The organism is Chromobacterium sp. W521 (assembly GCF_052805975.1).
In genome coordinates this window covers 218,159-233,141 of sequence record NZ_JBRBAF010000004.1, presented here as the reverse complement: position 1 = coordinate 233,141, position 14,983 = coordinate 218,159, and the positions used below count along the sequence as shown (strand labels likewise).

At 64.3% G+C, this 14,983-nt stretch carries 14 protein-coding genes and 1 tRNA gene; 11 read left to right on the top strand and 4 right to left on the bottom strand.

The window, feature by feature from the left end; all coding sequences use genetic code 11:
• Positions 1-128: 128 nt before the first annotated feature.
• Complete coding sequence (gene treR, locus ACUXV1_RS07635; protein WP_203389602.1) at positions 129-836, bottom strand: trehalose operon repressor; 708 nt, start codon at positions 834-836, stop codon at positions 129-131.
• Between the two features lie 189 nt (positions 837-1,025).
• On the opposite strand from treR, the gene ACUXV1_RS07630 reads away from it, so the two are divergent.
• Positions 1,026-1,505 (top strand): nuclear transport factor 2 family protein, encoded by a 480-nt coding sequence (locus tag ACUXV1_RS07630; RefSeq protein WP_446014854.1) that lies wholly within the window; start codon positions 1,026-1,028, stop codon positions 1,503-1,505.
• A gap of 8 nt (positions 1,506-1,513) precedes the next feature.
• Here the strand turns inward: ACUXV1_RS07630 and ACUXV1_RS07625 are convergent, their stop codons facing one another.
• Positions 1,514-2,206, bottom strand: coding sequence for a M24 family metallopeptidase (locus ACUXV1_RS07625; protein WP_446014853.1), 693 nt, complete (start codon positions 2,204-2,206; stop codon positions 1,514-1,516).
• Between the two features lie 36 nt (positions 2,207-2,242).
• On the bottom strand, positions 2,243-3,298 hold the full coding sequence (locus tag ACUXV1_RS07620; protein ID WP_114152566.1) for an FAD-binding oxidoreductase: 1,056 nt from the start codon (positions 3,296-3,298) through the stop codon (positions 2,243-2,245).
• A gap of 148 nt (positions 3,299-3,446) precedes the next feature.
• Between ACUXV1_RS07620 and pdxR the strand changes: the two genes are divergently transcribed.
• The 4 genes from pdxR (at position 3,447) to ACUXV1_RS07600 (ending at position 7,831) form a co-directional block, all read left to right on the top strand.
• Positions 3,447-4,895, top strand: a complete 1,449-nt coding sequence (gene pdxR, locus ACUXV1_RS07615; RefSeq protein WP_446014852.1) for a MocR-like pyridoxine biosynthesis transcription factor PdxR — start codon at positions 3,447-3,449, stop codon at positions 4,893-4,895.
• 44 nt (positions 4,896-4,939) lie between these two features.
• Positions 4,940-5,419: an SRPBCC family protein gene (locus ACUXV1_RS07610; RefSeq protein WP_019104250.1), complete on the top strand. Its 480-nt coding sequence runs from the start codon at positions 4,940-4,942 to the stop codon at positions 5,417-5,419.
• 124 nt (positions 5,420-5,543) lie between these two features.
• Positions 5,544-5,617: transfer RNA gene (locus ACUXV1_RS07605), tRNA-Gly, on the top strand.
• A gap of 63 nt (positions 5,618-5,680) precedes the next feature.
• Complete coding sequence (locus ACUXV1_RS07600) at positions 5,681-7,831, top strand: AsmA family protein (protein WP_203389598.1); 2,151 nt, start codon at positions 5,681-5,683, stop codon at positions 7,829-7,831.
• A 227-nt stretch (positions 7,832-8,058) separates the two neighbouring features.
• On the opposite strand, the gene ACUXV1_RS07595 is transcribed toward ACUXV1_RS07600, so the two are convergent.
• Positions 8,059-10,032 (bottom strand): cation:proton antiporter domain-containing protein, encoded by a 1,974-nt coding sequence (locus ACUXV1_RS07595; protein ID WP_043632496.1) that lies wholly within the window; start codon positions 10,030-10,032, stop codon positions 8,059-8,061.
• 117 nt (positions 10,033-10,149) lie between these two features.
• Between ACUXV1_RS07595 and ACUXV1_RS07590 the strand changes: the two genes are divergently transcribed.
• The 6 genes from ACUXV1_RS07590 to ACUXV1_RS07565 are packed head-to-tail and all read left to right on the top strand — an operon-like array spanning position 10,150 to position 14,942.
• The gene (locus ACUXV1_RS07590; RefSeq protein WP_043632493.1) at positions 10,150-11,130 is read left to right on the top strand and encodes a KpsF/GutQ family sugar-phosphate isomerase; all 981 of its coding nucleotides are present in this window, start codon (positions 10,150-10,152) and stop codon (positions 11,128-11,130) included.
• A 24-nt stretch (positions 11,131-11,154) separates the two neighbouring features.
• Positions 11,155-11,679 carry a KdsC family phosphatase gene (locus tag ACUXV1_RS07585; RefSeq protein ID WP_043632491.1) on the top strand — a complete coding sequence of 175 codons (525 nt, stop codon included), beginning with the start codon at positions 11,155-11,157 and terminating at the stop codon, positions 11,677-11,679.
• The gene (lptC, locus tag ACUXV1_RS07580; protein WP_446014849.1) at positions 11,676-12,245 is read left to right on the top strand and encodes an LPS export ABC transporter periplasmic protein LptC; all 570 of its coding nucleotides are present in this window, start codon (positions 11,676-11,678) and stop codon (positions 12,243-12,245) included. Before ACUXV1_RS07585 ends, lptC begins: the two co-directional genes overlap by 4 nt.
• Positions 12,235-12,789 carry a lipopolysaccharide transport periplasmic protein LptA gene (lptA, locus tag ACUXV1_RS07575; protein ID WP_446014848.1) on the top strand — a complete coding sequence of 185 codons (555 nt, stop codon included), beginning with the start codon at positions 12,235-12,237 and terminating at the stop codon, positions 12,787-12,789. The genes lptC and lptA overlap by 11 nt, the downstream gene beginning before the upstream one ends.
• On the top strand, positions 12,786-13,514 hold the full coding sequence (lptB, locus tag ACUXV1_RS07570; RefSeq protein WP_019104257.1) for an LPS export ABC transporter ATP-binding protein: 729 nt from the start codon (positions 12,786-12,788) through the stop codon (positions 13,512-13,514). Before lptA ends, lptB begins: the two co-directional genes overlap by 4 nt.
• A 3-nt stretch (positions 13,515-13,517) precedes the next feature.
• Positions 13,518-14,942 carry an RNA polymerase factor sigma-54 gene (locus tag ACUXV1_RS07565; protein ID WP_446014846.1) on the top strand — a complete coding sequence of 475 codons (1,425 nt, stop codon included), beginning with the start codon at positions 13,518-13,520 and terminating at the stop codon, positions 14,940-14,942.
• The last annotated feature ends 41 nt before the right edge of the window (positions 14,943-14,983 follow it).

Genomic DNA, 14,983 nt, shown 5'->3' with positions numbered 1-14,983 from the left:
GGTACAGACGAGTTGTGTCAATACTCGTATAGACGAGTTTGCGCAAAATCAAACGCGCCGGTGCGCTAACGCAACAGGCGCCATAAATCGCTTCAGGTCAAGGAATGACGGCGCGCGCCACCGGGCCGCTATTTACGGCGGGCGACGTCGGAGAAGAAGAATTTGTCCAGCCGATGGCGGGATTCGGTGTATTCGAACTGCCGGCCGTCATAGAGATGGGTGTGGTTCTTGACCACGATCACGTGGTCCATGCCGTTCAGGTCCAGGTAGCGGCGGTCGTCGTCGTTGCAGGCCTGCGCCTCTATCACCCGGCGGGCGTAGCTGATGTTCAGGCCCAGCCGCTGTTCGATGAACTCGTAGATGGAGCCGGCGGCGGCTTCACGGTCCAGCCCCGGCACCAGGCTGGCGACGAAATAGTTGATGTCCAGGATCACGTTTTCATTGTCGATATTGCGCACCCGCTTGATCTTGAGCAGCGGGGTTTTCTCGCGCACGTCCAGCAGCCTGGCCAGTTGCGCATCCGCCGGCACCGTCTCCATCTCCGCCACCCGGGAACTGACGCGGCGGCCTAGATGCTGGTGCGCCTCCTTGAAGCTGACAATGCCGCTGAGCTGGAACTCGATATTGCCGGAGCGCAGCACAAACACGCCCTTGCCGTGGATCTTCTGCACATAGCCGCGCTCCTGCAGCATGTCCACCGCCTTGCGCACGGTGCCGCGGCTGGCCTCGTAGCCCTGCATCAACTCGGTTTCGGAAGGAATGCGGTCGCCCTGCTGATAACGCTGGTTGTCGATGTCGGCGACGATGTCGGAAAAGATTTGGCTGTATTTGTTCACGGCGTGGATTCGGCAAGATCTGGCGGAGCGCCCCAGTCCGGCAGTCTGCCTCAAGCGCGAGCGGCGCGCCAGTCCGGCCCGGGCGCTCTTGCGCCATGCGCAATAGTGCATTGCTCGCAGCGGCTATTCCGCCCGCTGCTGCGGCGGCGCACACTGGCCCCTCCTTCACACATCCCCATGGAGAACAAAATGTCCCCGTCCGATGCCCTTCGTCCGCCGCTGCCTCCCTTCGACCGCGCCGGCGCAGTACTCAAAGTCCGCCTGGCCGAAGACGGCTGGAACAGCCGCAACCCGGAACAAGTGGCTCAGGCCTATACCGAAGACAGCCAGTGGCGCAACCGCGCCGAATTCCCGCGCGGCCGCGCGCAGATCGTCGACTTCCTCGCCGGCAAATGGCGGCGCGAACATGAATACCGGCTGATCAAGGAACTATGGGCCCACGACTGCGAGCGCATCGCGGTGCGCTTCGCCTACGAATGGCGGAACGAGGCCGGCCAGTGGTTCCGTTCCTACGGCAACGAAAACTGGGAGTTCGCCGCAGACGGCCTGATGCGGCGTCGTTACGCCTGCATCAACGATCTGCCCATCCGCGAGGACGAGCGCCTGTTCCACTGGCCGCTGGGACGCAGGCCGGACGATCATCCCGGCCTGAGCGAGCTGGGCTTGTAAACAAGCCCTCACTCCGCGAAGCAGGCATCCTCCAGCAACATGTCCTCAAAGAAGGCGCCGAAAGGCCGCGACGGGTGGCGAATGTGGATTTCCAACACCCATAACATCCTCGCCGGGGTGAAATCCACCTCCGCCAGCGGCCCCTCGTGAATGGCCGCATGCGGGAAGTCCGCCAGCCGATGCCCGGACAGGTCCAGGTTCAGCGTCCAGCCGCGGCCGGCGGCGCAGTCCTCGACAAACCGGTACAGCTCGCGCCCGCTACAGCCCTCGCTCGCCCATTTGCGCCTCACCTCGTGGAAGATGGCGCGGGCGTCGGCGGCGCAGCGCGCCATCTCCGGGTCCGAGCCGGTAACGAAGCTGTCGCCGCCGTCGCCCTCCCACTGCTTCCACACCGGGCCGATATCTATGAAGAAAATGTCATCGTCGCCCAGGCGCACGCCGGGATCGGACGCCGCGCCGAAAGTCTTCAGCGTGTTGCGGCCAAAGCGCACATAGACATCGTGCCAGCCCCGCAACATGCCGCGCTCCGCCAGAATATCCTTGGCCAGTTCCACCGCGTCCTCTTCCAGCATTCCGGGTTGCATCGCCGCGGCGATCAGCGCAATCGCCTGTCGGGTTTTATCGCGCACCGCCATCAATTGCCTCGGGTCAAAAGCCGGCCCCACGCCTTCCAAAGCCGATTGCTGAATATTTGCTTCCATTTCATGCTCCTTTGCTAAATACGGGCAGGCGGCCGCCTACCCTGGAATGACAACGCTCAGACCCTGCAAACGCGGATGCAAGGCGATCTGGCAGGCCAACCGGCTGTGGCCGTCGCCGGCTTCCAGCGCCGCCAACAGCCGCCGCTCCGCACGCTCCATCGCCGGCAAACGCCGCAGCCAGTCCCGCTCGACGCGAACCAGGCAAGTGCCGCAGGCGGCCTGCCCGCCGCAAACGCCGCGCATCAGCCCGGCGGCGGCCAGCGCCTGCATCAGGCTGCCGGAAGCGGCTACCTCCAGCCGCTGCTCCCCGCCATCCGCGACGCGCACGCTTACAGCCATCGCTTCCAAGGCTGGCGCGGCGGAAACCGCCGGCTGAAACGCGTCCGCCAGGAAGCGCTCCTCCGGCAGGCCGCACTCCCGCGACAACAACTGACGCGCCGCGTCCACCATTGCCGGCGCGCCGCAGGCGTAGGCCTCGGCGGCGCGCAAACAGGGGTAATCCTCCGCCGCCGCCTGTGGCACGAAGCCGCGCCGTCCATGCCAGCCCGGCCCGGCCTCGGACAGCACCGGCTCGAAACGAAAGCCCGGACGCTCGCGCTCCCACGCCCGCATCTCCTCAAGCAAATACAGGTCGTCCGCGTTGCGGCCGCCCCAATACAAGGTCACCGGTCGCGTTCCGGGCACTCCCAGCCCCTGCTGCAACATCGCCCGCAGCGGCGCGATGCCGGTGCCGGTCGCCAACATCAACGACCGCTCGGCGCCGGAGTCCTCCCGCCACATGCAATCGCCGTGTGGCCCCTCCAGCCATAGCGTGTCCCCCAGCCGCGCTTGCCGGCGCAACCACTCGGAAAAAGCGCCGCCCGGCTGTAGCCTCACATGCAGCTCGATACCGCCATCGGCTCGCGGTGCCGCCGCCATCGAATAACTGCGCGTCAGCCCGCCCGGAGCCGTCACCGAAACGAACTGCCCGCTGCGAAAACGCAGCGGCGCCGCGTCAACGCACTCCAACCGCAATCGGCAGACATCGCGTCCCAAGCGCTCCATCACCGCCAGCCGGTAGCCGCGCGCGCCGCTGTCTTCCTGCTCCCTCATTTGCCGCTCCTTGATCTCTCGCGCGCCGCGTCGGCGGCGCAGATGAACGGCTAGACTTTAGGCCGCCCTTGGACCAGCAAAAACATCCAGTTTTGATAAGATTGATGGTCCAGAACCAAAATGCACACATTAGGGAAGGAGGCCGCGCATGCTGCGCAAATGGGACTTGCAACTCAGCCTGGATAGAGACGGCGGGCTGCCGGTGCATCTGCAAATCGCCCAGCAGATCAGCGCCGACATCCAGCGCGGCCGGCTGCGGCCGGGCGCGCCGCTGCCGGGCAGCCGCGAGTTGGCCGCGCAACTAGGCGTCAACCGCAAGACCGCGGTGCTGGCCTATGAGGAACTGACGGCTCAGGGTTGGCTGCTGACACAGGGCCGGCGAGGCACCTTCGTCGCGCCCAGCCTGCCGCTGCTGGCGCCGCGGGCCGCGCCGGCCGCCGCGCGGACGCCTACAAACATCCCTGCAAACGACGACATCGACTTTGGCGACGGGGTGCCGGATTCGCGGCTGATTCCCTTCGACGTGCTGGGCCGCGCCTACCGCCGCGCGCTGATCGCCGCGGCCCGCGCCGGGCGGCTGGCCTACGGCGACCCGCGCGGCGAACTGCCCTTGCGCCAGGCCTTGGCGGAAATGCTGGACATGGAGCGCGGCCTCAACGCCGACGCCGAGCCCATCTGCGTGGTGCGCGGCAGCCAAATGGGCATTTATCTGGCCGGCCGCGCGCTGTTGCGTCCCGGCGACGCCGTGGGGCTGGACGCGCTCAGCTATCCGCCGGCGCGCGAAGCCTTTCGCTCTCTGGGCGCGCAACCGCTGGACGTGGAGCAAGACGCCGCCGGCATGCGGCCGGACGCGCTGGAACGGCTATGCCGGACTCAAGCAGTCAAGGCCATCTACCTGACCCCGCACCACCAGTACCCAACCACTCTGATGATGCCGGCAGAACGCCGACTGCAACTGCTCGCCCTGTCGCGGCGCTACGGTTTCGCCATCATCGAAGACGACTACGACCACGAATTCCATTTCAGCCACAGCCCGGTGCTGCCCATGGCCAGCCTGGACGCCGCCGAACGCATCGTCTACGTGGGCTCCCTGTCCAAAGTGCTGGCGCCTGGCCTGCGCGTAGGCTACTTGGTGGCCGACCCCGCCCTCATCCAGCGTTTCGCCGCCGACATCATGCTGATAGACCGCCAGGGAAACGCCGTCACCGAGCTGGCGGTGACGGAATTGATGCATAGCGGCGAGTTGAAGCGCCATCTCCGCCGCGCGCTGCGCATCTACCGCGCACGCCGCCAAGCGCTGGCCGACGCGATAGACCGTCACCTGGCCGGCCTGGCCGAATACACGCTGCCGAAAGGCGGGCTGGCGCTATGGCTGCGGCTGCCGTCCTGGGTGGACATGCCGCGGCTGAGCGCGGACGCGCGGAGCGCCGGCGTGCGTTTCCTGCCCGGCGGCGCCTTCGGCAGCGACGGCCGCGACATCCCCGCGCTGCGTCTGGGCTTTGGCGCGCTGGAACCGGCGCAACTGGAACAAGGCGTCTCTCGTCTGGCTCAGGCGCTGCGCCGGCAAATTCCAGCGGCGGGATTGCAGTCGCCATGACGAAGAACTAATCTGAGCCGATACCCCCGCCTGAAAGATCCGCCATGAACCACGCCAATGGCCCTTACCGGCTCACGCTGGAACGCCTGATCGACGCCCCTCCGGAACTGGTTTACCGCGCCTGGACCGAAGCCCGACTGCTATGCCAATGGTTCACCCCGCGTCCGTGGACCGTGGCCTCGGCCGAACTGGACGTCCGGCCCGGCGGCTCCAGCCTCGTGGTAATGCGCAGCCCGGAAGGACAGGACTTCCCCAATCGCGGCGTCTACCTGGAAGTGAAGCCGGGACGGCGCCTGGTCTTCACCGACGCCTATACCGAAGCCTGGCTGCCGTCGGCCAAGCCCTTCATGACCGTGACCTTGGAATTCGAGCCCCTCGACGGCAAGACCCATTACCGCGCCGACGTTTTGCATTGGACCGAGGCCGACTTGCGTGAACACGAGGCGATGGGCTTCGCCAGCGGCTGGGGCCAGGCCACCGATCAATTGGAAGCCTTGCTGGCCGGACTGCGCGCAGAGCATTGAGCGCGTATTCTTTTTTTATCAATCGCTTAGCTAAAATCGCCGTCGCCGGCCCCCTTCGGGGCCGCCGCGCGCCTTGCCAAAACAGACAAAAAACGCTACATTCGGGCGCTCTAGCCGAAAATGCGCGGGTGTAGCTCAATGGTAGAGCAGAAGCTTCCCAAGCTTACGACGAGGGTTCGATTCCCTTCACCCGCTCCAGTCCGATTCCCCAACCAGTAACCTAGATCAAACCGCTGGCATGGCCCATCCGAGCATCCACCAATGAAATTGAACTCCGGCCGGCTGTGGCTTCGCATCGCTGTTTACAGCCTCACCGCCTTGGTCGCGGTCGTCGTGCTGGTGCAATCGCTGATCTATTGGCAGTTCGATGAAGCCCAAGTGCGCGGCACCCTGTCCCACGCCCTGCAAGATACCGGCCGCGTCATCAGCATCGAAGGCCGTGTCACCCCCGTATTGTTTCCCGCCCCCGGCATCCAGATTGAAAAGCTCTCCGTCTCCGAGCCGGGCCAGCAAACGCCCTTCGCCCGAGTGGAAGAACTACGCGTCGGCCTGGCCTGGTGGCCACTGCTGTTCGGCAACCGCGAAGTCAGCTCAGTGGCGCTGTACGGCCCCAGCGCCAATATCAGCCGCGGCGAAGACGGCCGCCTATCCATCGCCGACCTGTTTCAACGCCATAGCCAGAGCAGCTTCTCCATCAAGCTGGACACGCTGAAGATACGCGAAGGCACTCTGGTGCTGTCCGACCAGATGACCCATACCGACAGCCGCGTCGCCAGCATCAGCCTGGACGCCGAGGATCTGCGAGGCGGCGCCAGCCTCAGCGCCGGCGCCATCCTGGAACAGGGCTCGCGCCCGGTGCGGCTGGCGGTCAACACCCCGCTGTCCATCCAGGACGATCAGGTCAGCCTGGAAGCGCTGGACGCGGTGGCGATGACCCAAGTACCAGGCCTGGGCGAAAGCAAGCTCACCGTCAGCGGCCAGTACAAGCTCAACTTCGCCACCTTGCAAGCCACCGGCAGCAATGTGGCGCTCGCCTTCAGCAGCGAGCGGCCCAGCAGCGAAGTCCACCTGGCGCTGCCTCAAATCAACGCCAGTTTCGACGAGCTCACCATGCCCTCCGGCCAGCTGAGCGCCAAGCTCAGTTACGCGCGCAGCCAGTACCAGCTGGAAGCCGCGCTGGAAAACCTCAAGCTCAACGAGGCAGGCCTGTACGCCGACAAGCTGCACGGCGACTTCAACTGGCTGGCCGGCTCCACCAAGGTCAACGTCAAACTCAACGCGCCGCTGTCGCTGGCCGGCATGAACCAATTGCGAATGCAGCCGCTGGCGCTGACCTCCACCATCACCACTCCGCTGCTGCCGCGCGGCAAGCTGGTCTCCACCATGGACGGCGCTTTGGACGGCGACCTGGACGAACCGCGCTTCAATCTGCGCGTCGCCGGCAAGATGGACGGTTCCGACCTGGCGGTCACCGTCAGCCAGTACGGGCTGATCAAACCGCGCCATGAGGCAACAGTGTCCGTGGGCCGGCTGGACCTCAACCGCTACCTGCCGGAAAGCAAGGGCGACCCGGTGGCCATCTTCCAAAACACTGGCGACATCCCGCTGGACTGGCTGGACCTGTTCGACCTCACCGGCAAGGTGGCGATAGGCGAACTGGCGGTGGGGCGCTTCCGCATCAAGCAGATCAGCAGCAATGTGCGCATCAACCCGCGCGAACTGGAGCTGGACCAGATGTCGGCCGACATTTACGAAGGCCGCTTGCAGGGCGACGCCAGCCTCAGCCGCCGCGACGTGCCTCAGCTGAAAGTGAACCAGACCCTGCAAGGCATGAAGATCCGCCCGCTGCTGGTTGACTTGTTCAACTTCAGCCGCCTGGACGGCAAGGGCAACGGCAAAATAGATATCAACGCCGACGGCAAATCCTTCGCCCAGCTGCGCAACACTCTGAGCGGCAATGTGCAAATGAGCCTGAACAACGGCGCGCTGACAGGGATCGACTTGGTGGCCGCGCTGAAAAACCTGCCGGCCGAGCTGAAGGAATGGAACAGCGCCGCGCAGAACGACCAGAAAACCACCTTCTCCACACTGTCCAGCAGCTTCCGCCTGGACAAGGGCGTGGCGCGCAGCCAGGACCTGAAACTGGCTTCTCAGCTGATGAATGTGGGCGGCGGCGGCAAGATAGACCTGAAGCAGAGCATTGTCGACTACACCATGGACGTGCAGGCCAATCCGCTAGCCTTCGCCCGCCTCAAGGGCGTCAACGTGCCGTTGAAGATCACCGGCCCGCTGAACGCCCCGGTGTACGCGCTGGACTTCAACGCCATGGTCAAGGGCAAGAAAACCGAGGTGGAAAAACAGCAGGCACTGAAGCAGCAGTTGCAAAAGCAGATCACCACCATCCTGCCTTAGAGCTTGTTCTAAAGTCTGCTGCGCTTAGGCGGGATGGATAGATAAAGGGCGTTGTAACCCGCTTCGAAATGCTCATGTACCGTGTGTACACTCCGCTTTTTCAACCGTTTTCGCCTTGTCTCGCCCTAGCTCGCAAGATCGTAAACACGTTCTGAGAACCCGCATTAACACGAACGGCCCCCGCGACTCACGCCGCGGGGGCCGTTTCGGCTTTCTCTCGTCGGACCTTAGTCCCCCTGCAGAATCCGGTACTCTGCCAGCGCCAGTTGTTCCGGCGTGCCCAGCAACACCAGCGCGTCCCCCTGCTCCACCTCGAAGCTGTCGTCGAAATCGGTGCGCCGCACCCGCTGACGGCGAATCGCCTTCAATTCCACGCCTAAATCCTGCAGATGCAGATTGGCCAGCGGCTGGCCCACCGCCGCCGCCCCGGTGCAGACCTGAACACTCTGCAAGCGCGGCACCAGCGCCTCGTCCATGGCCTCGCCCTCGTCGCTGGCGCCGCGGAAAAAGCCTCGGAACAGACCGTAGCGCTCCTCGCGCACCGCGCGGATGCGACGCACCACCCGGCTCGGCGGCACGCCCACCACCAGCAAGGCCTGCGAGGCCAGCATCAAGCTGCCCTCCATCATCTCGGCCACCACCTCGTCGGCGCCGGCGTGGCGTAATTGATCCATATCGCTGTCGTCCACGGTGCGCACGATCACCGGCAGCCCCGGCCGCGCATGTTCGACCGAACTCAAAATACGCAAGGCCGCGTGAGTATCCGCAAAAGTCACCACCACCGCCTTGGCGCGCATCAGGCCGGCCGCCACCAAAACCTCGTGCTTGCCGGCGTCGCCGAACACCACCGGATCGCCGGCCTCACTGGCTTCGCGCACTCGCTCCGGATCCATGTCCAACGCGAAGAACGGAATGTCCTCCGCTTCCAACAGCCTCGCCAGCGCCTGACCGCTGCGGCCGTAGCCGCAGATCACCACATGGTCGTTCTTGGACATGCTCTCCACCAGCATATGGTGCAAGTCCAGCGCCTGGAACATCCAGTCCTGCTTGATCAGACGGCGGGTGATCTTGTCGCCGTACAGGATCAGGAAAGGCGCAATCAGCATTGAAATCAGAATCGCGGCGATAGCCGCCTGGGCGGTGCCGGCAGGCACCAAATGCAGGTTCAAGGCCAGCGCCAACAGTACAAAGCCGAATTCGCCGCCTTGCGCCAGGGCCAGGGCCGCCCGCATGGACTCATTGGACTTGTGGCGGAAACCGCGCGCCACGCCAAACACCACCGCCACCTTGATCGGCAGCAGCAGGGCCAACATCAGCAGCACTTCGCCGAAACGCTCGAACAACACCGTCAGTTCCAGCTTCATGCCGACGGTGACAAAGAAGAAACCCAACAGGATGTCTCGGAACGGCCGGATGTCCTCCTCCACCTGATAGCGGTATTCGGTTTCCGAAATCAACATGCCTGCCACGAAGGCGCCCAAGGCCAGCGACAGGCCGGACAGCTCGGTGAGCCAAGCCACGCCCAAGGTCACCAGCAACACGTTGATCATGAACAGCTCGCCCGAGCGCTGCCGCGCCACCAGGTGGAACCACGGCCGCAGCAGGCGCTGGCCGAAGAACAACAACAGGGCCAGCACCACCACTACCTTCAACGCCGCCAGACCCAGGTCCATCCACAAGGTGTCGCTGCCGCCGGCAAAGGCCGGGAACAGGATCAGCAAGGGCACCACCGCGATATCCTGGAACAGCAGCACGCCGATGGCCAACTGGCCGTGAGCCTGGTTCAACTCCAGCCGCTCGTTGAGCAGCTTGCTGACGATGGCGGTGGAAGACATCGCCAGCGCGCCGCCTACGGCGAAGCCGGTCAGCGGACTGCCGCTGATCCAGCCCACCGCCAAGCCCACCAGCAGCATGGTGGCCGCCACCTGGCCAAAGCCGACGCCGAACACCAGCTGCCGCATTGCGCGCAGCTTGGGCAGGGAAAACTCCAGGCCGATGGAAAACATCATGAAGACAATGCCGATCTCGCCGAGAAAGGCGGTTTCATCGCCTTGCGGGATCAAATTCATCACGCCGGGGCCCGCCAGGAAACCCACCACCAGATAACCGAGCATGGCCGGCACTTTCAGGCTGCGGCACAAAGTCACCGACAACACCGCGGCCAGCAAAACCAAGACGATAGGGGCAAGAGACGAATGCATCGCGCGGCGGAACTCCTGAGGCTGATGGGATGGAAGGCTGCAATTTTTAACACATGCCAAGCAAAAGATGCACCAGCCTGCGTTCAGCGATTATAACCTTTGATATACTTTCGAATTATGGAAAAAGTACAAGCTCCGTCCCGGCTCCAGTTGGCCCGGGAAGTCCTGCAGATAGAGTCGGAAGCCATCAGTGCGCTCTCGCGCAGCCTGAACGGCGACTTTCTCGCCGCCGTGGACCTGATCCTGTCCAGCACCGGCCGTCTGGCGGTCACCGGCATGGGCAAGTCCGGCCACGTGGCGCGCAAGATCGCCGCCACCTTGGCCAGCACCGGCACGCCGGCCTTTTTCGTCCACCCGGGCGAGGCCGCCCATGGCGACCTGGGCATGATCACCGCTCAAGACATTGTGCTGGCCTTGTCCAACTCCGGCGAAAGCGACGAGATCATCGCGCTGCTGCCTGCCTTGAAGCGCAAGGGCGTGCGCTTGATCTGCATGACCGGACGCGAAAGCTCCACCATGGCGCAGGAGGCCGACATCCATCTGGATGCCCGCGTGGAAAAGGAAGCCTGTCCGCTGGGGCTGGCGCCCACCACCAGCACCACGGTGCAGATGGCGCTGGGCGACGCGCTGGCGGTCACGCTGATGGACGCGCGCGGCTTTGGTCAAGGCGACTTCGCGCTATCGCATCCGGGCGGCAGCCTGGGCCGCAAGCTGCTGGTTCACGTTTCCGACATCATGCACAGCGGCGACGAATTGCCGCGGGTGGCGCCGGGCACCCCGCTGAAAGACGCCTTGCTGGAATTGTCGCGCAAGCGGCTTGGCATGCTGGCCGTCTGTTCCGCAGACAACGCCCTGCTGGGCGTCTACACCGACGGCGACCTGCGCCGCACGCTGGAACGTTCCGCCAATCTATACGATCTGACCATAGATCAGGTGATGAGCCCCTCGCCGCGCACCATAGGGCCGAAAAAACTGGCCACCGAGGCGGTGTTCCTGATGGAACAGAACAAGATCACCAGCCTGCTGGTCGTAGATGAAGACAACAAGCTGATAGGCGCGCTGCATCTGCACGACCTATTCAAAGCCGGCGTGATCTGAACGTCGGCATTAGCAAGGACAAGCATGCAAAGCATTTTCGAGCAGGCCCGCAAGGTCAAGCTGCTGATTATGGATGTGGACGGCGTGATGACCGACGGCCGCATCTACTACAACGCCCACGGCGAAGAAAGCAAATCGTTCAACGTACAAGACGGCCTGGGCCTGCGCCTGCTGCAATCCACCGGCGTCAAGCTGGCCATCATCTCCGGCCGCGCCGACCGCTGCGTAGAGCATCGCGCCCAGGCGCTGCAGATCGACCACTACTATGGCGGCGTGCACGATAAGAAGCTGGCCCTGGCCGAACTGCTGGCCTGCACAGGCCTGAGCGCCGAAGAATGCGCCTTCATCGGCGACGATCTGATCGACCTGCCCATCATCACCCGCGTCGGCCTGGCCGTCGCGGTGCCGGAAGCGCCGGCCCTGGTGCGTCAGCGCGCGCACTACGTCACCGGCTGCTCCGGCGGCAAAGGCGCGGTGCGCGAGCTGGCGGAACTGATCATGCAGGCCCAAGGCTCCTTCGATCAGATCCTGGCAAGGTATCTGGCATGATCCGCCTGCTGCGCTCCCACCGCCTGTTCCCGCTGCTGCTGGTGGGCCTGACCGGCCTCTTGACCGTGTGGCTGGACCAAGTCTCCCGCTGGGACAGCAACCGACGCGAACTGGACCCGGACAAGCCCGAATACGTGGCGGAACACCTGACCGCCACCCGCTTCGACGCCCAAGGCAAGCTCAATGAACGGCTGATCGCCACCCGCATGTGGCAGTACCCGGGCAAGGACGACGCATTCTTCGAGAACCCCGAGCTTTACCAGTACCAGCAAGGCGCGCTGCAATACCAGTTGATCGGCGACGTCGGCCGTTACAACAACAAGACTCAGCAGGCCTACTTTGACAAGAAGGCGACCATGATCCAGCCCGCCGCCTCGGACAAGCCGGAAACCAAGGTCGTCACCAGCGCCATGCACGTCGACACCGCCAAGAAAATCGCCCGCTCCGCCGCGCCCACCGTGTTCTATCACGGTAAATCGCACGGCAACTCCGTGGGCTTCGTCTATCAGCAACAGACAGGTTTGTTGAACCTGCTGTCTCACACCAAGATCATTTATGAAAAATAAGCTCCGTCTCCTGCTGGCCGGCCTGGCGCTGGCCACCGCTTCCGTCGCCCACGCCGAACAGGCCGACCGCACCAAGCCGATGGAAATCACCAGCGACAACGGTTGCAGCATGGACCAGATCAAAGGCGTGTCCACCTGCGAAGGCAATGTGGTGGTGATTCAGGGCACGCTGCGCCTGAACGCCGACAAAGTCGTCGCCACTCAGGACAAGCAAGGCCAACAGACCCTGGTGGCCACCGGCCGCATCGTCACCTTCCGCCAAAAAATGGACGGCAAGAACGAATGGGTGGAGGGCCAGTCCAGCCGCCTGGACTACAGCAGCGCCGCCAACCTCGCGGTGCTGACCGGCAACGCCCGGGTCAAGCGCGAAGGCGATCTGGTGGTGGGCAATGTGATCACCTACAACACCCAGAACGAAACCTACCAAGTGACCGGCGGCACCGCCACCGGCCCCAACAAGGGCCGCGTCACCGTGATCCTGCAGCCGAAAAACACCGCCTCGCAGCCGGCGGCGGCCAAACCCGCCAGCGGAGCCAGCAAATGACGCAAAGCGTGCTCAAGGTTGAGCGCCTGCGCAAGCGCTTCAAAAAACGCACCGTGGTCAAGGACGTGGCGCTGGAAATCGCCAGCGGCGAAGTGGTGGGCCTGCTCGGCCCCAACGGCGCCGGCAAGACCACCAGCTTCTACATGATCGTCGGCCTGATCGGCGCCGACGACGGCGAAATCCGCCTGGACGATCAGGTGATCACCCACTATCCCATCCACCAGCGCGCGCGCCTGGGCCTGGGCTACTTGCCGCAGGAAGCCTCCATTTTCCGCCGCATGACGGTGGAAGAGAACATCAGCGCCATCCTGGAAGTGTCCGGCCTCAAGGGCAAGGAACTGGAAAAAGAGCTGGACCTGCTGCTGGACGACCTCAACATCGGCCATCTGCGCGACAGCAGCGCGCTCTCGCTGTCCGGCGGCGAACGCCGCCGCGTCGAGATCGCCCGCGTGCTGGCCACCCGGCCGCGCTTCATCCTGCTGGACGAACCCTTCGCCGGCGTCGACCCGATCGCGGTGATCGACATCCAGAAAATCATCTCCTTCCTGAAGGAACGCGGCATCGGCGTGCTGATCACCGACCATAATGTCCGCGAAACCTTGCGAATCTGCGACCGCGCCTACATCATCAGCGAAGGCTCGGTGCTCGCCTCCGGCGAACCGGAAGAACTGGTCAACAACGAGAAGGTGCGCGAAGTCTACCTTGGCGAACACTTCCACCTGTAAGCGATGAAACAGACCCTTCAGCTCAAGGTATCGCAGCAGCTGACCCTGACGCCGCAGCTGCAGCAGTCGATCAAGCTGCTGCAGATGTCCACTCTCGACCTGCAGACCGAAGTCGAGCGCTTCTTGCTGGATAATCCCTTGCTTGAGCGCGGCGACGAAGCGCCGCAGGGCGAAGCGGCTGACGCCGCCGCCGGCCAGGAACAGGACGGCCCCGCGGAAACCCGCGACGAGGCCTCCGGCGACGACGGCGAGCGCGGCGCCGAGGCCGGCGAACTGAGCGACTGGGGCTGCGGCGGCCGTCGCGGCGACGGCGACGACGAACTGGACCCGATGCTGAACGTACCCTGTCCTGTCAGCCTGCGCGAGCACCTGCTGGCGCAACTGGGCGAAGTGGCGCTGCCCACGCGCGACCAGGCCATCGTTCAGTTGCTGATCGAAGAGCTGGACGACGACGGCTACCTGGGTCAAACGCTGGAAGACATCGCCAGCCACCTGCCGCTGGAACTGGAAATCGAAGCCGACGAACTGATGATAGGCCTGCGCCTGCTGCAACAGTTCGACCCGCCCGGCGTCGGCGCGCGCTCGCTGCCGGAAGCGCTGGCGCTGCAATTGCAGCGGCTGGATCCGGACGAGCCCCAGCGCGAGCTGGCGCTGGCCATCGTCCGCGACCACCTGACCTTGCTGGGCAACCGAGACTACACCCGGCTGAAAAAGCAGCTGAGCGTGGACGACGCCGCGCTGCGCGCCGCCCAGGCGCTGATAGCCCGCCTCAATCCCCGCCCCACCGCCGGTTTCGGCGCCAGCGACACCCAATACGTGATCCCCGACGTCTCGGTCAGAAAGCGCAAGGGCCGCTGGGTGGCCTCCCTGAACGGCGGCGCCGTGCCCAGGCTGCGCGTCAACCAGATGTACGCGCGGCTGCTGGCGGAAAACCGCGGCGGCAACGGCGAAATGTCCTCGCGTCTGCAAGAGGCGAAATGGCTGGTGAAGAACATCCAGCAGCGATTTGACACTATCCTGAAAGTGGCGGAAGCTATCGTTGAACGGCAGCAATCGTTCTTTGAACACGGCGAAGTGGCCATGCGCCCGTTAATCCTTCGCGACATCGCGGACGAGCTGGGTTTGCATGAATCCACGGTTTCCAGAGTGACCACCCAGAAATACCTGCTCTGCCCGCGCGGCCTGTTCGAGCTCAAGTATTTCTTCGGCAGCGCGCTGGAAACCGACAGCGGCGGCGAGTGCTCCGCCACCGCGATCAAGGCGCATATCCGCAGCCTGATAGACGCCGAATCGCCGAGCAAACCGCTGTCCGACAGCGCTCTGGTCGAAGCGCTGTCCAAACAGGGAATACAAGTTGCCAGACGCACGATAGCCAAGTATCGTGAAGCCATGCAGATACCGCCGGTCAACCAACGCAAGACGTTGTGAGCCAGGCGGCGGAATACAGCGATCCGGCCGACCCGACCGGA